This is a genomic window from Vibrio harveyi NBRC 15634 = ATCC 14126 = KCTC 12724 (assembly GCF_001591145.1).
In the GTDB taxonomy this organism is placed as follows: Bacteria; Pseudomonadota; Gammaproteobacteria; order Enterobacterales; family Vibrionaceae; genus Vibrio; species Vibrio harveyi.
Genome location: NZ_BCUF01000009.1, coordinates 112,261 through 133,071, shown reverse-complemented (window position 1 = coordinate 133,071; position 20,811 = coordinate 112,261). Strand labels below are relative to the sequence as shown.

At 45.9% G+C, this 20,811-nt stretch carries 21 protein-coding genes; 17 read left to right on the top strand and 4 right to left on the bottom strand.

From position 1 onward, the window contains the following. Positions 1-65 precede the first annotated feature (65 nt). The 17 genes from VHA02S_RS07330 to VHA02S_RS07250 all read left to right on the top strand — a co-directional run bounded on the left by VHA02S_RS07330 (position 66) and on the right by VHA02S_RS07250 (position 13,751). The gene (locus VHA02S_RS07330; RefSeq protein ID WP_038899467.1) at positions 66-833 is read left to right on the top strand and encodes a DUF3450 domain-containing protein; all 768 of its coding nucleotides are present in this window, start codon (positions 66-68) and stop codon (positions 831-833) included. Then, positions 834-2,201, top strand: coding sequence for a MotA/TolQ/ExbB proton channel family protein (locus tag VHA02S_RS07325; RefSeq protein WP_009696843.1), 1,368 nt, complete (start codon positions 834-836; stop codon positions 2,199-2,201). Continuing rightward, positions 2,201-2,755, top strand: coding sequence for a MotA/TolQ/ExbB proton channel family protein (locus VHA02S_RS07320; RefSeq protein ID WP_038899466.1), 555 nt, complete (start codon positions 2,201-2,203; stop codon positions 2,753-2,755). The genes VHA02S_RS07325 and VHA02S_RS07320 overlap by 1 nt, the downstream gene beginning before the upstream one ends. Continuing rightward, positions 2,752-3,156: an ExbD/TolR family protein gene (locus VHA02S_RS07315; RefSeq protein WP_005453262.1), complete on the top strand. Its 405-nt coding sequence runs from the start codon at positions 2,752-2,754 to the stop codon at positions 3,154-3,156. Before VHA02S_RS07320 ends, VHA02S_RS07315 begins: the two co-directional genes overlap by 4 nt. Beyond that, a complete protein-coding gene (locus VHA02S_RS07310) occupies positions 3,156-3,776 on the top strand; it encodes an energy transducer TonB (RefSeq protein ID WP_005453264.1) in 621 nt (206 codons plus the stop codon). Before VHA02S_RS07315 ends, VHA02S_RS07310 begins: the two co-directional genes overlap by 1 nt. Beyond that, on the top strand, positions 3,773-4,945 hold the full coding sequence (locus VHA02S_RS07305; RefSeq protein ID WP_038899465.1) for a tetratricopeptide repeat protein: 1,173 nt from the start codon (positions 3,773-3,775) through the stop codon (positions 4,943-4,945). The genes VHA02S_RS07310 and VHA02S_RS07305 overlap by 4 nt, the downstream gene beginning before the upstream one ends. 212 nt (positions 4,946-5,157) lie before the next feature. After that, positions 5,158-6,003, top strand: a complete 846-nt coding sequence (locus tag VHA02S_RS07300; protein WP_005453268.1) for a CPBP family intramembrane glutamic endopeptidase — start codon at positions 5,158-5,160, stop codon at positions 6,001-6,003. A 135-nt stretch (positions 6,004-6,138) separates the two neighbouring features. Then, a complete protein-coding gene (locus VHA02S_RS07295; RefSeq protein ID WP_038899464.1) occupies positions 6,139-6,768 on the top strand; it encodes a PepSY-associated TM helix domain-containing protein in 630 nt (209 codons plus the stop codon). A gap of 25 nt (positions 6,769-6,793) precedes the next feature. After that, on the top strand, positions 6,794-7,333 hold the full coding sequence (locus VHA02S_RS07290; protein ID WP_009696846.1) for a DUF2271 domain-containing protein: 540 nt from the start codon (positions 6,794-6,796) through the stop codon (positions 7,331-7,333). Between the two features lie 16 nt (positions 7,334-7,349). Beyond that, positions 7,350-8,180 carry a DUF4198 domain-containing protein gene (locus VHA02S_RS07285; protein WP_005453274.1) on the top strand — a complete coding sequence of 277 codons (831 nt, stop codon included), beginning with the start codon at positions 7,350-7,352 and terminating at the stop codon, positions 8,178-8,180. Positions 8,181-8,224: 44 nt separating this feature from the next. Then, entirely contained in the window at positions 8,225-8,545 is a 321-nt protein-coding gene (locus tag VHA02S_RS07280) for a hypothetical protein (RefSeq protein ID WP_005453276.1), read from the top strand. Further along, the gene (locus VHA02S_RS07275; RefSeq protein ID WP_038899463.1) at positions 8,542-9,093 is read left to right on the top strand and encodes a DUF6162 family protein; all 552 of its coding nucleotides are present in this window, start codon (positions 8,542-8,544) and stop codon (positions 9,091-9,093) included. The genes VHA02S_RS07280 and VHA02S_RS07275 overlap by 4 nt, the downstream gene beginning before the upstream one ends. Positions 9,094-9,117: 24 nt before the next feature. Further along, complete coding sequence (locus VHA02S_RS07270) at positions 9,118-10,041, top strand: metal ABC transporter solute-binding protein, Zn/Mn family (RefSeq protein ID WP_005453278.1); 924 nt, start codon at positions 9,118-9,120, stop codon at positions 10,039-10,041. Beyond that, positions 10,041-10,766: a metal ABC transporter ATP-binding protein gene (locus VHA02S_RS07265; RefSeq protein ID WP_029789612.1), complete on the top strand. Its 726-nt coding sequence runs from the start codon at positions 10,041-10,043 to the stop codon at positions 10,764-10,766. The genes VHA02S_RS07270 and VHA02S_RS07265 overlap by 1 nt, the downstream gene beginning before the upstream one ends. Further along, positions 10,766-11,641: a metal ABC transporter permease gene (locus VHA02S_RS07260; protein WP_005453280.1), complete on the top strand. Its 876-nt coding sequence runs from the start codon at positions 10,766-10,768 to the stop codon at positions 11,639-11,641. Before VHA02S_RS07265 ends, VHA02S_RS07260 begins: the two co-directional genes overlap by 1 nt. A gap of 16 nt (positions 11,642-11,657) precedes the next feature. Further along, positions 11,658-12,527 carry a metal ABC transporter solute-binding protein, Zn/Mn family gene (locus VHA02S_RS07255; protein WP_017817369.1) on the top strand — a complete coding sequence of 290 codons (870 nt, stop codon included), beginning with the start codon at positions 11,658-11,660 and terminating at the stop codon, positions 12,525-12,527. A gap of 213 nt (positions 12,528-12,740) precedes the next feature. Next, complete coding sequence (locus VHA02S_RS07250) at positions 12,741-13,751, top strand: porin (RefSeq protein WP_005453282.1); 1,011 nt, start codon at positions 12,741-12,743, stop codon at positions 13,749-13,751. Between the two features lie 178 nt (positions 13,752-13,929). Here VHA02S_RS07250 and VHA02S_RS07245 read toward each other — a convergent pair whose 3' ends face one another. The 4 genes from VHA02S_RS07245 to speA form a co-directional block, all read right to left on the bottom strand. Continuing rightward, the gene (locus VHA02S_RS07245; RefSeq protein WP_029789610.1) at positions 13,930-16,095 is read right to left on the bottom strand and encodes a S9 family peptidase; all 2,166 of its coding nucleotides are present in this window, start codon (positions 16,093-16,095) and stop codon (positions 13,930-13,932) included. Between the two features lie 253 nt (positions 16,096-16,348). Continuing rightward, positions 16,349-17,554, bottom strand: coding sequence for a multidrug efflux MFS transporter EmrD (emrD, locus tag VHA02S_RS07240; RefSeq protein ID WP_009705122.1), 1,206 nt, complete (start codon positions 17,552-17,554; stop codon positions 16,349-16,351). Between the two features lie 262 nt (positions 17,555-17,816). Continuing rightward, positions 17,817-18,737: an agmatinase gene (gene speB, locus VHA02S_RS07235; protein ID WP_038899462.1), complete on the bottom strand. Its 921-nt coding sequence runs from the start codon at positions 18,735-18,737 to the stop codon at positions 17,817-17,819. 1 nt (position 18,738) lies between these two features. After that, the gene (speA, locus tag VHA02S_RS07230; RefSeq protein WP_009696853.1) at positions 18,739-20,649 is read right to left on the bottom strand and encodes an arginine decarboxylase; all 1,911 of its coding nucleotides are present in this window, start codon (positions 20,647-20,649) and stop codon (positions 18,739-18,741) included. Positions 20,650-20,811 lie beyond the last annotated feature (162 nt).

Genomic DNA, 20,811 nt, shown 5'->3' with positions numbered 1-20,811 from the left:
ATTTTTAAAGGGGAAGATTGGTCTTCCCCTTTAGTCGTTTTTAGAAAACAGAAAATATAACTCGTATGAATCTAATGAAATCAAGTATCGCTCTGTTGATCTCATCGGTTTTGATTCCCGTTCAAGCGGAAAATCTTAACGATGCACAAGCAGTGCAGAGTAAAACCAATCAAGCATCGGCTGTTAGCCAGAAGCGTATTGATGTAAGTGCAGAGAAATCTTTGACTCTTGAGGCTGAAATAGAGCAGTTACAAGAAGAAGTTGGCAACTTGAAGATTTATCGTGATCACCTATCTAGTTTGGTAGACAGTCAAAACGAAGAAGTGGCTAGTCTGAATGAGCAAATCGAACAAATCGCTCAGACTCGCCAAGGTGTCGTGCCACTGATGTACCACATGCTTGATGGTCTTAAGAGTATCGTCGCTAATGATAAACCGATCCGCAAGGCACAACGTGAAGAGCGTATTGCAAAGCTGGATGCAATGATGACTCGCGCAGACGTCGCAGATGCTGAGAAGTTCCGCCGTATTCTTGAGGCGTACCAAATTGAGATGGACTATGGCTCTAAGATTGGTGTTTACCAAGGCAAGATAGCATTAGATAGTAATGATCAAGTCGAAGCCGATATCCTTTACCTAGGTCGTGTTTCATTGGTTGCACGTAGCTTATCAGGTGAGCACTTCTGGAGCTGGTCACAGCAACAAAAAGAATGGCAAGCAGTGGGCACTGAGCAAAAAGCGGAACTAGACAAAGCGTTTGCGATGGCGAACAAACAGATTGCACCGAGTATGCTTACTCTGCCAGTGTCTCTTAACGTAGCGGAGGGCAAATAAATGATGAAAAAATGGCTATCGGTTGCGCTGATTTCTTCTGCTGCTCTTCTACCTCACACAACATTCGCTAGTGACGCATTATTGCAGAAAGCACAACAAGAAAATCGTCAACAGCAGTCGCACAATGTGGCTCGTGAATCTGGTTTTAAGAAAACGCAGCAAGAGTTGCAAGCGATGAAAAACCAGCTTGTTGCCGAGCGTGCAGCGTTGCAAGCAGAAGCGGACACCCTGAGTGTTACGTTCAGCGAAAACGAATCGCAGCTTGCCCAACTTGAAGAGAAACTTCGCCTAGAAACAGGCAGCTTAGGTGAGCTTTTTGGCGTAGTTCGTCAAAATGCAAAAGAATTGGAGTCGGAGCTTAAGTACTCTGTAACAGGTGTCGACGCTAACTCATACCAAAAAAACATTGATGATATCGTTGCAGCGAAATCACTGCCGACATTACCTCAACTGCGTGCAATGTGGCGCAGTATGGAAGAGCAAGTCAAAGCAAGTGGTGAGATGGCGAATGTGTCATTCACCTTGTTGGATGGTGAGGGCCGTGAGCAAAATGTTGATGGTGTCCGTCTAGGCTCAATGGCGTTGTTGGACAACGCAGGCTATGTGAAGTGGAATGGTCAGCGTGGTGATGCGGTGAATTATCTGCGTCAGCCTGAAAACGGTCCTACGGCAAGCACATTAAGCTCAGGAGACATTGACTCACTCGTGATTGACCCATCGCGTGGCATTCTCCTTGACCAGTTAGCAAATTCTCCAACCATGGCAGATCGCCTAAACGCAGGTGGCGTGGTGGGTAAGATCATCCTTGGTTTACTCGCTATTGGCTTGATCATCGCGCTGGTTCGTGGTGTGTCATTGATCATCGCTCGTCAAAAGATCGCGAAACAACTTAAGAGCCCAACTCAACCAGAGGATAACCCTCTAGGTCGAATTCTAGCGGTATACCAAAAGGATAAGCACCGTAGTGTTGAAGCGTTAGAGTTGCGTCTATTGGAAGCGGTAGTTGATGAACAAACTCACCTTGAGAAAGGCTTATCGATGCTTAAGCTGCTTGCCGCGCTAGCACCTATGCTGGGTCTGCTTGGTACGGTAACGGGTATGATCGAAACTTTCCAAGTTATCACTCAGTTTGGTAATGGCGATCCAAAAGTCATGGCGGGTGGTATCTCAATGGCACTTGTGACAACTGTCCTTGGTCTTGTGGCTGCGATGCCATTGCTTCTTGCTCATAACGTATTGAGCTCTCAAGCAGAGAACATTCGCAATATTTTAGAAAAACAAGGTATTGGTCTTGTGGCAGAGCAAGCTGAACGTGATATGCCAAAGGGTAAAAATGCCTCTAACACGGTAGCGGAGAACGCAGCGTAATGGAGCAGATCCTACTCAACACATTGGGTTTGGTCAGTGAGGATTGGGCCTCGACCTTGGCGAGCTTTATGCAGCAAGGTGGGCAGATCCTATGGTGGCTGGCTGCCGTTGTAGCGGTATGCTGGCTGCTGGTTATGGAGCGTGTTCTTTATCTGACAACGGAATTTCCGAAGGTGAAGAGACAGCTTTGTGAACAGTGGCTAGCAAGAGCAGACCACTACTCTTGGTACGCGCATCAAATCCGCGAAGGATGGATTGCAAAGGCACAAATTGAACTGCGCCAAAACCTATCAACCATCAAAGTGTTGGTTGCAATTTGCCCAATGCTAGGTTTGTTAGGCACGGTAACGGGCATGATCACGGTTTTTGACGTGATGGCGACACAAGGCAGTAGCAATCCGAAATTGATGGCTTCCGGTATTTCACTTGCAACACTACCTACAATGGCAGGTATGGTTGCAGCACTTGCAGGTATGTTTGTACATGCTCGTTTAAGCAAAGTGTGTGAACGCAAAGCCCTCCAGTTAGAACAATCTTTAAGGAGTCAGAAGTGAGACTCGGACGTAGACCAAATCAACAAGATGAAGCCCAGATCGATTTAACCTCGATGCTGGATATCGTATTCATCATGTTGATCTTCTTCATTGTGACTAGCTCATTTGTACGTGAGTCAGGTGTAGAAGTTAATCGCCCACAAGCTTCCAATGTGGTCAGTCAAAAAGACGCAGGCATCTTTATCGCCGTGACGGCAGCAAATGATGTCTACATCGATAAACGTTTAGTGGATATTGAGCGTGTTGAAGCCACCATTGAGCACTTACTGCTGGAGCAACCAGACGCAGCGCTTGTAATTCAAGCGGATGAGCATGCTTACAATGGCACAGTTGTGAAAGTCATGGATGCCGCGAAAGGCGCTGGTGTGAAGAACATTGCTTTGGCGGCGGAGAAACCTTAATGAAAAGGCTATTACTCGCGCTACCCGTGTCAGTTTTGATTGCGGTGAGCTTGTTTAGCTTTATGGCGTGGATGGTCGATAAAGGCAATCAGCGAGCACCAAAGCCCTCTGAAGCGGTGCGCTTTGATATGGTTATGATCGAGAATGATGCGGATGTTCAGCGTCGTCAACGCTCGGTTCCTGAACAGCCAGAGCCACCAAAAGCGCCAGAGCCGATGGATTTGTCTCAGGCTCAAACGCAAGTTGAGCCGATGAGTCAAGTGACGCCAATCAGTGCATTGGGCTTGAACACTTCTCTTGATGGTATTGCTATTAGTGCTCCAAACTTGAAAGGCACTATGGGTAATCAGCAAGCGATCCCTTTGTATAGCCCAGAGCCACGCTATCCAAGTAAGGCACTGAAACGCAAAATCGAAGGTTACGTGATGCTACGTTTTACTATTGATGCTGCGGGGCGTCCAAAGGATATCGAAGTGCTTGATGCCAAGCCAAAACGTATGTTTGAGAAAGAAGCGATTCGAGCATTGAAGAAGTCGAAGTATCAGCCGAAGGTTGAAAACGGTGTCTCAATTGAGCAGTACGGGCAAACCCGAAAAGTGGAGTTCAATTTAGCCAAATGATGAAGAAATTCTTAATCGGTGCAGTATTGAGCCTATGCGCTTTTACGACGACTGCCAATGAACTGAGTCAATACACCGCGACTCGTGTTCAACGTGCGCATAATTTGGTTCAAGACGAAAAGTTGCAAGAAGCTATTTCAACGCTTGAAGCATTAGAGTTATCGCGCGGTTATGATCGTGCATTTGTCGCGCGTATGCTTGGGATTTTGTACTGGCAAAATGAGCAAGTGAAGTCGGCTATCAAGCAGCTAGAGATTGCGGTTAATAGCGGTCTCTTAGACGATGATCAAGCTTGGCAAACGCGCAAGATGTTAGCGGATATGTTGCTTAACGAGCAGCAATTTTCAAAGGCATTACCTCACTACTACGACTTAAGTAAATCTGTTCCTGAAACTCAGAAGGCATATGAGATTTGGTTGCGTATCGCTCAGTCTCACTACCAGTTGAGTCAATGGAACAAAGTCTTGTCTGCGATGGGGCGCTATGAAAAGTTTGGTCAGCCAGATGAAATTGGTCCTTTGTCTATCAAGTTGTCAGCCGAACTTGAGCTGCAAAAATGGAAGCCAGCCATCGGTACGATTAAGCGTTTGATTGCGATTGAACCTGAGCGTGTGGAGTGGTGGCGTCAGCTAGCTGCGCTCTATCTTCTTGTTGATGATAACAAACGCGCTCTTGATGCATTGGCGCTTGCAAAACTAAAGGGTGTCGCACTTAGTCAAGATGATTTACGACTTCTTGCTCAGTTATATGGTGCGCGTGGTATTCCAGAGCGCGCAGCTTTGGTGCTAGAAGAGGTGAAAGACATCAACTCAGACAGCAAGTTAAAAGCGCAGCAAGCGACATATTGGCAAATAGCAAAAGAGTGGGACAAATCGATTGAGAGTTGGCATGTTGCGGCTCAATTGGACAGAAAATATAACTGGAACTTGTCCCAGTTATTAGTGCAAGAAGGTCATTACAAAGAAGCGTTAGCGACGTTGGATAAAGTGACTGGTCGTAAGGCTGATGTGGCGCTGGTGAAAGCCCGAGCTTACTACAAGTTGAAACGCTTTGAGGATGCGCTTGCAAATGCGAAACGTGCCAATGAAATTAAGCCTTCGACTCAAGCTGAGAGTTGGGTGAAGTACCTAACGCAATTGCGCAAAGCCAAAGCAAGCCAGAATAGTTAATGCGTATTTCATAGCATCGAAAGACCCGAGTCAGATCTCGGGTCTTTTTGTTTTTATAGAAGTGAGCAGGTTCGATTTCTTTTAATCGCTGCTGCGTCTACAAACTAAGTCATTCTCGTTGCAGCAAATATCTCGAGGTTACTTGGGGACAAGGTTATATTACAACTACCCAGCACTAAGACTGGACCGTCAGTTTTTATAAGGATAAATACATGATTCTTGATTCTGCCATTTTGATTTGGCTACCGCTTGTATTAGCAATTGGCGCGGCATTTGCTCGGCAACAAAGGGCAGCCTTCGCATTGCTTGGACTTACACTGCTAGGTGCATTTGTTTTTGATCGAATTGAGCTCATCGCGCTGATCAGTTCGTTGGTTGTTCTTGGAGTCTCATACCGGTTGCCGATGCTGGCATTGAATCCAAAGATGAAACCTATTTACTACCTAGGGTGGGGGATTGTCGTCCTTTGGTGTGTGATGCTTTTTGTCCATTTGATCCCTGGCTTTAATAATCTGCAAGTTCTCGACAAGGTATCCGCGGGACCACAGAGTGCGCCATTCTCAATGTATCTTAATCTGGACAAGCCACTTGCCTTCTTTGCTCTCCTTCTTGCTTATCCTATGCTGCTTGGCGGTGAGTCAAAAATAAGAATAAAGCCTGCGCTGCTGGTGATGATACCCCTGCTTTCACTATTGCCAGTTGCCGTTATGCTTGGTGCTCTAAAACCGGAGTTTAATTTGCCGTCATGGTGGTGGCTGTTTGCTTTGAATAACCTCGTATTAACTTGTGTTGCAGAAGAGGCTTTATTCCGCGGGTTTATCCAGCAGTCATTATCTCGTCGTTTTGATTGGCGATTGGGTTTGGTGGTGGCAAGCATTTTGTTTGGTTTAGCTCATTTTGCAGGCGGTCCATTGTTGATGGTATTTGCTGGACTTGCAGGGATAGGGTACGGTCTTGTTTTCCACTTCACTGGGCGCCTATGGTGTGCTGTATTAGCCCATTTTGTGTTTAACTTCTGTCACTTGATTTTCTTTACTTACCCAATCTTAGCTCGATAAGATTTTCCTATAGGCTCTTGCCTCCATGTGGGGAGCCTTTCTATTCTATCAAACGTAAACAATGTAAATTAAATGCCAATAAGAATGATTATCACCTAAATTAAGCCCTCATTTATTGGTGATGATTGTTTTTTTATGTTGCTCAAAAGCAAAGGCGTCCAAACTTGGGCTCGCCGTCTGCACATTTACGTTTCCATGGCTCTTTTATTGGTGACCTTGTTCTTTGCCTTAACGGGCATCACCTTGAACAGACCAGCATTGTTTGAGCGCAGTGAGCCAATCATTCAACAACACACACTCACGATCCCTTCAAAGCAACTTTTTGCAACTGAAGGCAGCTTCCAACCCAATCGTTCGGCTCTATTGAACTTCCTAACTCAAGAAACCCATTTGCGCGGCACTCCGTCGGCTTTGGATGTTTATACCGAAATCGAAGATGGAGAGTTAGTGATTGGCGAGCTTTCTTTGGATTTTAAAGGTCCGGGTTATAACGCTACCGTTTTTGTCGATATGACCACGGGAGAGGCTGAAGTTGAAACAACGAATTACGGCATTGTCGCGCTACTGAATGATCTGCACAAAGGTCGCAATAGTGGCGATGCTTGGAAGTGGTTCATTGATATCACTGCATTATTGATGGTGTTCTTTGTTCTAACCGGAGTGTGTTTGCTACTACCAAAGAAAAAGACTTTAAGAACGTCGATGCAGTGGATGGCTGTTGGCACCTTGCTGTCGCTCGTTATTTATTTTGTTGCTGTGCCATAACAGCCTCTATTCAGAGAATTCCCCTATGTTAAACACAGACCGATTTTTGCGTCGCAACTCATTAAGCAAACTAACACTTATTGCTGCGCTGATGCCTCTTTCGCTTTTTGCTGCCCCCTTGCCTGATCGTGCCAAAGTCGATTTTGAATTTGAGTTGCCAAAAATTGATACATCAATGTACGCCCGTCCTTATGTTGCAGTATGGATTGAAGATGATAAGCGCAAGCCGGTAAAAACCATCCAGTTATGGGTTGGTAAAGATGAATGGCTAAAAGATCTTCGAAGCTGGTGGCGAAAGGTGGGTCGTTATGATCGCGAATTAGTGGACGCCGTGACGTCTGCTACTCGTCCCGCTGGTCAATACCGTTTTATTTGGGATGGCACCAATGATGAAGGTCTGCGACTCGAACAAGGTACTTACACGTTGCATGTTGAAGTGGTACGCGAGCACGGTGGACGGAATTATTTGCGACAAAAGATGCAACTAGCGGACAGCGAAGTTCGTTATCAAATCAAACCAACCCAAGAGACGGGCATGATTACCGTCAACTACCAAGTTAAGTAATAGAGAAGGAATAACGATGAAAACCAAAATGAAAGCGGTGGCACTAGCAAGTGTAATGGCGATGGGGCTAGCAGCTGCAACAACAGCACAAGCGCACCCTCGTTGGGTTTTGCCTTCTCACTTTACAGTATCAAAAGAAGGTGGTGATTGGCTGACGTTTGATGTGACTGCCTCTCACGGTACGTTTGTTTTTGATAAACCAGCGGGCAGCGATCAAGCATTTGTGATCATGCCGGATGGTCGTTCGGAGCGTCCGAACTTTGTTGTTCGTGGTAAACGTCGTTCGATGTTTGATTTCTACTTTGAAGAAGAAGGCACACACAAGGTCGCGATCAACAACCAACCAAGCTACTACACCCAATACAAAGCGGGTCGCCGCGACACAGTTAAGTGGGCTCGAGCAAGTAAAGCTGATCGCGCAAGTGTTATTCCAGAAAAAGCACGTGATGTTGTTACGCAACTGAGCTATACCCGAGCGGAAAGTTACGTGACGGTGGGGATGCCGACAGAAAAAGCGCTGGAAATTGAAGGCAAGCTGCTAGAGATGAAACCGATCACTCACCCATCAGACATCATTGAAGGCGAAGCGGTGACTTTCCAATTCTTCTTTAATGGTGAGCCTCAACAAGGTGTCACAGCCGAAATTACTCGTGAAGGTACCCTTTACCGAAACCACCAAGAACAAATGGATGTCGTGAGTGATAAAGAAGGCAAAATTACGTTTACTCCAGAGGTGGCTGGTCGCTATTTGATGAAAGCCAACTACAAAGGTGAGCTGAAAAACGATCCTCTCGCAGATAAAGCCAGTGTGAATGTTCACCTAACGTTCGAAACGCAATTAAATTAATCAAGTTTAGGCTCAGTGCCCCACTGAGCCATTTTGGATACACCATGAAAAACAGCTCTATTCTTATCGCTTCCGCTCTTTCGGGCGGCTTACTGTCCTTTCAAGCTGCGGCGCACTTTCCATTAATGAGCTGCCATTTAGAACAAGACAAAGTCATCTGTGAAGCAGGTTACTCCGATGGTTCTACCGCAGTGGACTATGACGTTGAAATGTACGATTACGATGACAACTTGATTGCCAAAGTAACCACAGACAAGCGCTCTATCGCTGAGTTCACTCATCCTCAAATGGATTTTTATCTTGTTTTCGACGCAGGGCATGAAAACCCAGTAGAAGTTGATGTGGTTGAGTTGAAAGAGAAATGATCACTCAGAAAATTCGACCGGATAATGGCAGTCGCGAAGGTAAATGGGTGGCATTAACCATCGCCGGCATTCTTGCGGTGTCTGCCGCCTTATTGCCCTATCATCAAACCGAAGTTGAGCACGCAGAAGCACTCGAGCATCAAGTGTTGATGACTGACCTTGGGCAAGAAGAGTTGGCAATGGTTGCAGAGCTTAAACTTGCTCATGAGGAAATTCGAGATCTCCACATTGATGAGGGTGAGTGGCCTGAAGTCAGTGAACTCGAAACGTTTTGGCTCGCTCCATTTGTTAAAGACCAAAGTTGGCAGCGCAAAGGTTCTCATCAATGGCAGATGTTGGATGCAGGACTTTATCTTGGCTTGAGACAGGACGATGAAGGTTCAGCTTCGATGCTACTTGATAGCCGTCACGAGCATGCTGATATCTGGTTTTCTACGGCTGTTTCTATCGATATCGAGGGCTTAACTCAGCAAAGTCAACGAAAGCTAAGTGGTTGGCAACAAATCGTGTTAACGCCTTCTTCTCCTGCAAGCCCTCATAAGCATTAAGCAATAACCAACATGATAACAACTATGAAGACACGCTCTCTCTTACGTCGAATTCTAACGGCTAGTGCTTTACTGGTCGCTTCCGCTTCAAGTTTTGCCGAAACGCTCAACATTGGTATCACTTTGCAACCTTACTACAGCTATGTAAAAGCGGTGGTCGGTGATAAAGCCGAGATCATTCCTTTGGTCGATGCAGGGTTCAATCCTCATAACTATTTGCCCCAACCCAATGATCTTAAAAGATTGAATCAGATGGATGTGATTGTCGTCAATGGTATTGGGCATGATGATTTTGCTCTGAAAGTTATTCAAGCTGCGCAGCGCGACGATCTGGTGGTGATTGAGGCAAATAAGGAAGTTCCACTATTGCCCGCTATGGGGCAATCCGTTGGTAAAGGTGCAGTGAATCCACATACCTTTGTTGGACTATCCACCACGATTCAAAAGGTTTACACCATTGCCAGTGAGTTGAGCAAACTTGACCCAGAAAACGCAGCTTTTTATCGAAAAAATGCGCGAAAGTACGCAAAAACGTTTCGCCTTTTAAAGCGTGATGCGATGTTGTCTCTAGGGCAGCTAGATACAGCAGGTATGAAGGTCGCAACAACGCACAATGCTTATGGATACATTCTACAAGAGTTTGGCGTCGATGTAGCCGCGGTAATCGAACCTGCTCATGGCGTAGAGCCAAGCGCTAGTCAGCTACAGGAAACCATCGAGAAGATCCGCCAATCTGGTATTGATGTTCTATTTTACGAGCTGAATATGCCAAATCGTTTTGTTGATACGATCGAAGAAGCGACGGGCGTGAAGCTATATCGCTTTTCTCACATGACGCACGGCGAATACGAAGCCGACAAAGTCGAGGTGGAGATGCGCGACAACGTAGCAACCTTAATAGAGGCGATGAAGTTTGTTGCAAGCAAGCATGAGCAGGAGAAAGCCTAATGCGAGGTCCTTCGATTTCTCTTGATAAAGTCTGCTTGCAGTACGGGGACAACCTTATTCTGCAAGACATTCAGACTTGTTTTGAAGCGGGTCAATGCCATGTGATTATGGGACCAAACGGTGGTGGCAAAACGTCATTGTTACGTTCGGTTTTAGGACTTACACCATTTTCGGGTGACATCTCGGTGCATTGGGTGGAGGCTGAGCAAGCCGGAAAAATAGGTTACGTACCACAAAAAGCCATGTTTGAAGCCAGCTTACCTTTGACGGTCATGGATTTTGTACTGCTTAACCAAACGCGTGTGCCTCTGTTTTGGCGCCGTAAAACCAAGCAAGCTCAACAGGCGCTAGCTCAATTAGAGCGTGTTGGTATGGCAACAAGAAGTGATCGTCGTATGGGACAACTATCTGGCGGTGAGCAACAGCGTGTTCTCTTCGCCCAAGCTCTACTCGATAATCCAAGCTTACTTGTTCTAGATGAACCGACAACGGGTATGGATGAGCAAGGGGTACGTTATCTAGAAGGTTTGATTCATGAAGTGGTAGCAGAAGGTAAAACCGTTCTTGCTGTCCATCATGACGTAACAGCGGTGCGCCGTTTGGATGCGCAGGTGCATGTTGTCAATCGTCAAATCGTCGCTTCGGGGCATCACTCAGAAGTATTGAGTCCTGAGCGTATTGAGTCTCTGTTTAAGCACTACACGGCAAAAGTGGAGGCGGCGTAATGGATTGGTTAAGACAATTTGCCCTCAACGGAGTAGAAGCCGGGTGGCTCAGTGACAGCTTCGCTTATGCGTTTATGGTTAACGCAATTGTTGCAGCGCTAATTCTTGGTCCGTTATTGGGCGGTTTGGGCACCTTGGTCATCGCGAAGCGTTTGGCGTTCTTTTCTGAAGCCGTTGGTCACGCAGCGCTGACTGGTATAGCGATCGGTGTGCTACTTGGTGAACCACCGGAAAATCCATTTATCGGGTTATTCAGCTTCTGCATGATTTTCGCGCTATTGCTGCATTTCGTGCGAAATCGAACCAACGTTCCCTACGATACACTCGTGGGTGTGTTCCTCGCTCTTGCTTTGGCAGTAGGTGCTGCCCTGCTGATGTATGTGGCACGAAAGATCAATATTCATATGTTAGAGAACGTTTTGTTTGGCTCGATCCTGACGGTGACAGACAGAGACATAACGATTCTTGCGGTGAGCTGTTTGATCATTCTATTGTTACTGATTCCGACCTTCAACAGAATCTTACTGACTTGCATTAGCCCTGACATCGCGCGTGTTCGTGGATTCAACACCAGCTTTTATGACTACCTGTTCGTCATGATGATTACGCTCGTGACAATCGCAGCAGTGAAGATTATCGGTGCGGTTTTGGTTGGAGCGTTACTGCTTATTCCGGGGGCAACGGCACGCTTGCTCACTAAGCGAATGGGCAGTTTTGTTTTGCTTTCATCCTTATTGGCTACCGTTGCCTGCTTGGTTGGAACCGTTTTGCCAATGGAACTTGAATTGCCGGTACCGTCTGGCGCCTCAATTATTATTGTCTCTGCTGCGTTTTTCCTAACGGCAACGATCTACCGCATTGTGCGAAAAGCTTAAATCTGGATAACCAATTATGAAGATGAAAAAACAAATCATAACAATGGGCTTGGTTTTGACGAGTACATTTGCACCGTTCTCTTATGGCAAAGATATTATTACCAGCACGCCTGTGACTTACATGTTGTCTGAGCAACTGATGCAAGGCACAGGCATTGAAACCAGTTACTTGCCACCTAAGCGATATGGCGTTGAACGTTTGGTGAACTGGTTTGCAAGTAAAGGTCAACAACAAGCCATTAAAGCCGGGCAGGAGGCGACCGTTGCGATTACGTTGGGTGCTATTTGGCATCAAGACCCAACTTTTGTTTATGCTCGTCAGGGGAACATTCGCTTGATTGAGATTGACGCGTCTCAGGCGATATCTCCAAGAGCACCGGGCGTTGCGGCACTGACGTTAGACAATGGTGATACATCTAAGTATGCGTGGATGAATCCTACTAACTTAATTCGAATGGCTGCGATCGTGGGTGAGGATCTACAAAAGGTTTATCCTCAATATCAAGCTCAAATAGAAAAGAACCAGCAAGCGTTGATGTTAGAAGTACGTGAGCTGATTAATCAACAACAGGACGTTATCTTTGCGAAAGAGATTGATTCAGTGGTCTTGCTAGGGGAATCATTAGAGGATTTTGCGTCTGGAAACCAACTGTTCGTTGTTGATCGTCAATTCAAGCCTGAACTGGAATGGTCAGAAGCAGAGAAACTGTCTTTAAAAGCTCAGTTTGAAGAAGATAAAACTCTGTGGCTAATTACAGATAAAAGACCCTCAAAACAGCTACAATCGATTATTTCATCAGATCGCATACTGCAAATTGACGTCATTGATCGTTGGGGGAGTAAAGGAATAAAAACTGAGAAACCACTCGCGCGCTGGCAGTTGTAACACGAAAAACACCACAAAAATTATGAAGGGGACTGAAAAGTTCCCTTTTTTTATGTGGTTTTGATCAAATTTTGAGCGATTAATTGGATTGGTTGCATATAATTTATTTGTTTCATTTATGTTTCATTACTACGTTGTATGTGTTCGTTGTGTTGAAAATTTTTGTCTTGCTGTCGTAACGAACCGGTATAAACAACTATATGGATGTTAAAAATGAAAATGAAAACTCTAGCCGTTGCAGTGGCGGCACTAGCATGTGGTTCTCAGGCTTTCGCAGCTGAAGTTTACAATAGCGAAGGCACATCTCTTTCTATCGGCGGCCACGTTTCAGTGGGTGTTGGTGAGTACTTTGAGGAAGATGTTCGCATTCATGACGTATCTCCTCGTATCAATGTGGGCGGCAAACAAGACATTGGTAATGGCGTGACAGTTGATGCCAAGGGTGAATGGTCTATCAAATTACTGGACGGGGGCGCGAGCTCGTTCAACACACGTTTGGGCTACATTGGTGCAACGCATGAACAGTTTGGTCGCGTGGTAGCGGGTACACAATGGTCACCATATTACGATGTAGCTGGTGTTGCGGATTTACCAATCGCGTTTGCCAACGACTTCTTGTATGCAGACCAATATAATTTAGGTTCCGCTCGTGCTGAGCGAATGCTGAGCTACCGTAAAGGTTTTGAGTTCGGTGAAGGCTTTGGATTTAACCTCGGTCTTGGCTGGCAAGGCGAACATGATGAATACGATGCTCGTGGTCAGATTGCAGTGAGCACAAGCCTTGCCGGATTTGGTCTTGGTTACGTATACAGTGGCGGTGACCGTGACATCGGTTCTAAATCAGAATCAGCGACATCTCATGTCTTCTCTGCTAACTACGGTAAGTACGGTTCAGGTCTGTATGCGGCAATCGTATATGGTATGAATGATTATTTCTTTGATTACAAATTCCCAGGCGCAGCAACTTCTGTTCTTTATCAAGAAACGGTACAACTTGAAGGTCTATTAGCCTACGGGGTGAATGATTGGACGTTCAGTGTGAACTACGAAGCGGTAGAAAATGATAAAGACAGCAAGACTCTATACAGTGAAGCAGCGTTACAAGCTGAGTACGCAGTTACGCCTTCATTCTATACCTTTGCTGCTTATGAATTTGACCTCGGAAATGACTACAACGTGGAAGAGAACGACTACTGGACAATCGGTGCTCGTTACTACTTCTAATCAATAGGACAGTTTCTACTGCCTAAACACATTTATTGTGTTGACGCCTATTCGCTGTGAATAGGCGTTTTTCTTCAAATAGACTGAGAGTCAACAAAAATGCCCGCACAATGCGGGCATTTTTTAGTGGATAACCCCTGTTATAAAAATGGGTGTAACACTTTTTAGGACGCCAGGTTTACTTTGTCTCTAAAAGATCAAGGAAGAAAGCGTACTCTAGTGCGTCTTCTTTTAATCGCTTGAATCGACCTGACGCACCACCGTGACCAGCTTCCATATCCGTTTTGAATAGCAAGACATTGTCATCGGTCTTCATCTCGCGGAGTTTTGCTACCCACTTCATCGGTTCAAAGTATTGAACTTGTGAGTCATGCAAACCCGTCGTCACTAGCATGTTCGGGTAATTCTGAGCCTTCACATTGTCGTACGGCGAGTAGCTCAGCATGTAGTCGTAGTACGTTTTATCATTCGGATTACCCCATTCATCGTATTCGTTGGTCGTTAGAGGAATAGACTCATCCAACATGGTCGTTACGACATCAACAAAGGGAACATGCGCGCCAATACCACGGTAGAGATCCGGTGCTTGATTAATGATCGCACCCATTAATAGACCACCGGCAGAGCCACCAACCGCAAACACTTTGTCTTTTGCGCCGTAGCCTTCTTCAACAAGCCCTTTTGTTACGTCAATAAAGTCATTAAAGGTATTTTGCTTAGTGAGCTTTTTGCCATCTTCATACCAAGGGCGTCCAAGCATTTCTGAGCCGCGAATGTGAGCGATAGCGTACACAAATCCGCGGTCAAGTAAGCTGAGGCGGGTTGAACGGAACGTTGGTTCAATTGTTGATCCGTAAGAGCCGTAGCCGTACTGGTAGATTGGATTGGTCCCGTCTTTCTTAAACAGGTCCTTACGATAAACCAATGATACTGGCACTTGCTTTCCATCACGAGCGGTTACCATGATGCGCTCTGATTGATAGTTATCCGCATCGAAATCGCCTAGCACCGGTGTTTGCTTCATTATTTCAGATTCACCCGTATTCAGGTCGAAATCATAGTAAGTACCAGGTGTGGTTAGGCTGCTGTAGTAGATACGAACTTTAGAATTATCGAGTTCATAGTTGCCTGTTAGATAAGCAGCAAACGCGCTGTCGTTAAATTCAAGTGGGAACTCTTTGCCCGTTGATAGCTGGCGGATTTTAACTGTTGATAGACCATTCGCACGTTGCTCGTACACAAGGTGGTCATCAAATAAGTCGAAATCGACAAGTTGAGTATTGTCGTCTGCTGGGACGACATCGACCCATTTAGAACGATCATGCATCTCTTCTGCTTTGACTTTCATTAAACGGAAGTTTACTGCTTGATAGTTTGTGTAGATGTAGTACCAATCACCTAATTTAGCGATGCTGTACTCAATGCCTGTTTCTCGTGGGTAGAAAGCTTCAGCTTTTGCGTTTGGATTGTTGGCGTCAATGACTGATACACCACTCGTTTCGGTGCTTGAGTGCCAAATGTACACTTGCTCGTCATCTTTACTTTTACTCAAGTAAGTGTAGTAAGCACTGTCGGTTTCTTCGTAAATCAGTTCATCGCTCTTTTGCGGAGTGCCTAGTACGTGGCGGTATACTTGATAACCAAGCAGTGTTTGTGGATCTTTCTTGATGTAATAGAAAGCCTTGTTGTCGTTTTGCCATGCGATAGCACTCGACGCACCTTCAATTTCATCTTGTAGATATTCGCCGGTATTAAGATCTTTGATTTTGATGGTATAAACACGACGGCTTAACGTATCTTCACCGTAAGCCAGCAAGTTCTCATTTGGGCTCACATATAAGCCTCCAGTGCTAAAGAACTCGTGCTCTTTCGCCAGTTCATTTACATCTAGGATGACTTGCTTGTCTTTGCCTGCAAAGTCTTTCGCACGCATGTGCACTTCGTATTCGTTATCGCCTGTTACTTCATTTGAATAGAAGTAGTTACCTCGACGTACTGGTACTGAGTTATCGTCTTTCGCAATACGACCTTTGATCTCTTCGAATAATTGCTCTTGTAGTGCTTCAGTATGTTTTAGAACGGTTTCTGCATACTGATTTTCTTGCTCAAGATGTTGCAAAATCTCTGGGTCTTGGCGCTCATCATCGCGCATCCAATAGTAGTTATCGATTCGGGTGTCACCATGAATCGTCATTGCATGTGGCACTTTTTTAGCAACAGGTGCTTGAGTTTGTTGAGCAACGAGTTGAGATTGAGAGTAATGGTTCATGGTTGGTATTCCTTGATTGCTGCATCCGGCGACAAGCGCGACCGATACGGCCAACGTAGTTAAAGTGAAACGCATCTGTGTGTCCTTATTGTGTACCTTACTCTTGTTGTATCGCCATTCTTTTATTTAAGAGTTAAAGCACAGGTTTCTTCCAATGAATGTTGAATGGCAAATCTATAAATTTGTGTAAGCAACTGTTCTTTTTAGCAAAGATTTACAGGGATGTTAAATGTAAATGCTGGTGGATGAGAACTGGAGGGGAAGATGCGTACAACAAAAAAGGGACACACTTTTCAGCATGTCCCCTTTGAGTGATGAGAGGCAGGTTTTAAATTGCCAATGGCATTTCGTTTGAATGGTCGTGCTTGCGATTAACCCAACGTAGACCAAGCATGGCGATGATCGACATTGCCATCATCAGACAGCCAAGTGGCATTTGGTCTTGCGCTGGGAAGAAGGAAGCCAATAGCGTTGCGATGCCTGCGCCTAGGTTTTGCATACCACCCAAAATGGCACCGCCAGTGCCTGCGTGGTATGGGAATGGTGAAAGTGCGCCGGTAGTTGCCGCTGGGAACAAAATGCCTGCACCCAAGAAGTAAATGGTTGCACCGCCAATCAGAGTCAACGCCGTTGTTAGACCAAACAGACCCGGAATCAATACCACTGCTGAGCCAACTAAGATAGCCACTAGACCAACATTCAAAGCACGGCGTTCAGAACGGCGTTGTGCAATATAGCTCGATAGACCAGCGCCGACTAAGTAACCCGGTATCGGCAAGACAAATAGCAAGCTGACCGTGGTTGCTGGCAAGCCAAGTACACCACCCAACAACACACCTGCTGCTGCTTCAAATACTGCAACGCCTGCAAACGTGGCAACCAATACCAATAAGAAGCCTTGGAAGCGTTTGTCTGATAGTACGAACTTGTAGCTCTTCGCAACAGATTCATGTTTGCGGCGCTCTTTAGGCAAGGTTTCCATCATGCTTGTCATCATGGTGATCACAACGGCAATACCGAATAACGCAAGGAATAGGTAGCTAGATCGCCAGCCGAATGCTTCGGTTAGATAACCGCCCAATACTGGCGCGATCAATGGCGAAAAAATCACACACATACTGATCAAGCTGTTTGCGCGGTGCAGTTCAGCGCCCTCAAAGCAGTCACGAGTCAGTGTACGAGACATAGCTCCGCCACAGCCAATACCCAAACCTTGGATGAAGCTGCCTGCTAGAAACCATTCGTACTCATGAGCAAACAGCGCTACCAAAGTTCCGAGAATGTAGATGATCAAACCCGCAATAATGATTGGCTTACGACCAAGGCGATCGGACAGCGTGCCGTATACAAACTGCGATAGACCGTAAGGGATCAGGTAACACGCCATCACAGCTTGAAGTGAAGACGCTGATACCAAGAACTCACCCGCCATATGACCGATAGAAGGCACGTACATCGTTTGAGTCATTTGACCTACGGCAGTCAGAATTGCGATTAAAAAGGTAAGTTTCGCTAATGGAAACGAGGCGGACATTTGCGTATCTCTCCAGAAATTTAAGACGTAAAAAGCCTTAGCGCTCCATATAGGAGAGCCAAATAAACAAAGTAATTAGGGAATCTAGGCGCGAGATATTAGAGCTTGAGTGCGGACTTAGCAATCAAAAAGTGTGAAGTTGAGCAAGATAAAAATCTATGATTTGGATTAGAAAATCTAATCTATTTTTGTTGAGTGTTGAAAACGAAAAAGGGAGCCGAAGCTCCCCTTGAAATACTGCGCTCATTTAGAACAACTTTCGTTATTCGCGACCTGAAGCATAGGCGTAAAGCAACTCAAGTGCGATAGTTGCGCCAGCCAAGGCCGTTACATCGCTGTGGTCGTAAGGAGGTGAGACTTCCACCACGTCCATACCTACGATGTTCATGCCAACGAAACCACGGATGATCTTCAGAATTTTATCTGAGTTCAGGCCGCCACAAACTGGTGTACCTGTACCCGGTGCAAACGCCGGATCCAGACAGTCGATGTCAAAAGTGACATACACAGGCTTATCCGCAACCGTGCGACGAATCTCTGCCAGTATCTCTTCTACCGACATGTCGTTTGCTTGCATCGCGTTGATGACATTGAAGCCATGATCTTGTTGGTCATATTCAGTACGAATACCAATTTGAACTGAGTTCTTCGCAGAAATCAGACCTTCTTTTGGCGCATGGTAGAACATAGTTCCGTGGTCGTAAGAACTGCCATTTGCGTAAGTGTCAGTGTGCGCATCGAAGTGAATCAATGCCATTTGACCATGGTGTTTTGCGTAAGCACGTAGGATCGGTAGCGTGATGAAGTGGTCACCACCCAAGCCTAGCATTGTCTTACCGCTCTTTAGAATCTCACTTGTTGCCGCTTCTAGACGGTAAGTGAAATCTTCCGCGTCACCACAATCGAATACAAGGTCACCTGCGTCGATCACTTTCAATTTATCAAATACGTTGAAGTCCCAAGGGAACTTCTTGCCTTCCCAAGCAAGGTTTACTGACGCACGACGGATCGCATCTGGTCCCATACGCGCACCAGGACGACCAGAAGTCGCCATGTCCAGAGGAACCCCTAGCACCACAACGTCTGCGTCTGCCGATACTGGATTTTTGATGTACGGTCGACGTAGAAACGACATAGAGTTGGAGTAAAGCGAATAATCGGTTTTCGTAAACAAATCATTCATATCAGAAGTCCTCTAAATAGGTGTAGCCTGCCAAACCTTGTTCCAGTTCAGCTAGGATTTGTTCTTGTTCACTGGTTTCAACTCGTTCTGAAACCAATTGTTTGTAATTGTCACGAATCGCATCTACGTCGATGTGAACGTAGCGCATCATGTCTTCTACGCTATCACCTTCGTTGATGTAGCTGATCTCGAATTGACCGTCTTCATCAACATTGACTACTGCACTGTGGGTATCACCAAATAGGTTGTGCATGTCACCAAGGATCTCTTGGTATGCGCCTACTAGGAAGAAGCCCATTAGGTACGGTTTGTCGTTGCTCCATGCTGGTACTGGTAGCGTGCTCTCAATGCCTTGACCATCAACATAGTGATCAATCGCGCCATCGGAGTCACAAGTGATGTCCAACATCACCGCACGACGCTCTTCCACATCACCAAGACCAGAAAGCGGTAAAACAGGGAATACCTGATCAATACCCCATGCGTCTGGTAGGGATTGGAAAAGAGAGAAGTTCACGAAGAACTTGTCCGCAAGACGTTCGCTCAACTCATCCAAAATAGGACGGTGGAAACGGTTCTTGGTACTCATTTGACGACTTAGCTCGAAGTAAATACGCAGAGACAGTTGTTCTGCCCACGCACGTTGCTCAAGGTTCAGTACGCCAGTAGCGAATTGCGAGTGAACCTCGGCCAAATCGCTTTGGGTATCATTGTAAATTTCAATTAATGCACGTGCATCGGTACCATCCTGCAGGTTTTCCCAACTACGCCACATGTTTTGTAGCAAGATTGGTGCATCTTCTGCAGGTTCGAATACTTCTTCCGGCTGGTATGTTTCAGTACCAATGACGTTAGAAATCAACACAGCGTGATGAGCGGTTAGAGAACGACCCGATTCAGAGATGATCACTGGCATCGGTTGGTCGTAGTGCTGACAGACATCACCGACTGTATTCACGATGTTACGCGCATATTCTGCAAGACCGTAGTTCATCGAGTTCGAAGATTGGCTGCGTGTGCCGTCGTAGTCTACTGCTAAACCGCCGCCAACATCGAAGTAATCAATGTTTGCACCCATGGCACGTAATTCACAGTAGAAACGTGCGGATTCATTCACACCATTGCGTACGTCACGGATGTTTGCCATCTGTGAGCCAAGGTGAAAGTGAACCAATTGCATGGTATCCAGCTTGTCTTCGTGTTTTAGACGATCAATCACGCTCAATACTTGTGATGCCGATAGACCAAACTTCGATTTCTCACCGCCGCTTGCTTGCCACTTACCTGCACCTTGAGATGCAAGGCGGATACGCAAGCCAAGACGTGGAGTTACACCCAAGCTTTTCGCTTCTTCAAGTACTAGATCAAGCTCAGATAGCTTCTCTAGTACGATAAATACTTTGTGACCTAGCTTTTCACCGATCAGTGCTAGACGCACATATTCACGGTCTTTGTAGCCATTACACACGATCACGGAGCTGCCTTGTTGAGCCAATGCCAGTACCGCCAATAGTTCTGGCTTGCTGCCTGCCTCTAGACCCAGCTGTTTATTTTCTAGCTGCGCTTGGCTCGCTAAGATTTCATCAACCACTTCACGCTGTTGGTTTACTTTAATTGGGTACACCAACAGGTATTTGTTTGGATATTGGTATTCTTCAATTGCTTGGTTGAAAGCTTGGCAAATGCCATGCACGCGTTGGTGCACGATTTGCGGGAAGCGCACTAGCACAGGCAGGTTCAACTGCTTAGCTTCTAGCTCTTTTACAATCGCACTGAAAGGGATTTGGTGTGCACGGTCACTACGAGGAGATACGTAAACCTCGCCTTGGTCATCAATTCCGTAGAAGCCTTGGCTCCAGTAGTGAACGTTGTAGTCCGCGCGGATGCGGTCTAATTTAGTTGCTTTTTCCAACTCGATTCTCACAAAAATGTATTTAAACCCTCGCTGAAATAGGAGGAGGAAATACAAAAAAGCAAATCATGAGGCGCTAACCTCATACCCTGACACGAACTCCGTGTGCGCGCATTAACGGATAAAACCCAATCAGAGTCTAATGATTAAAATTTGTTCTTT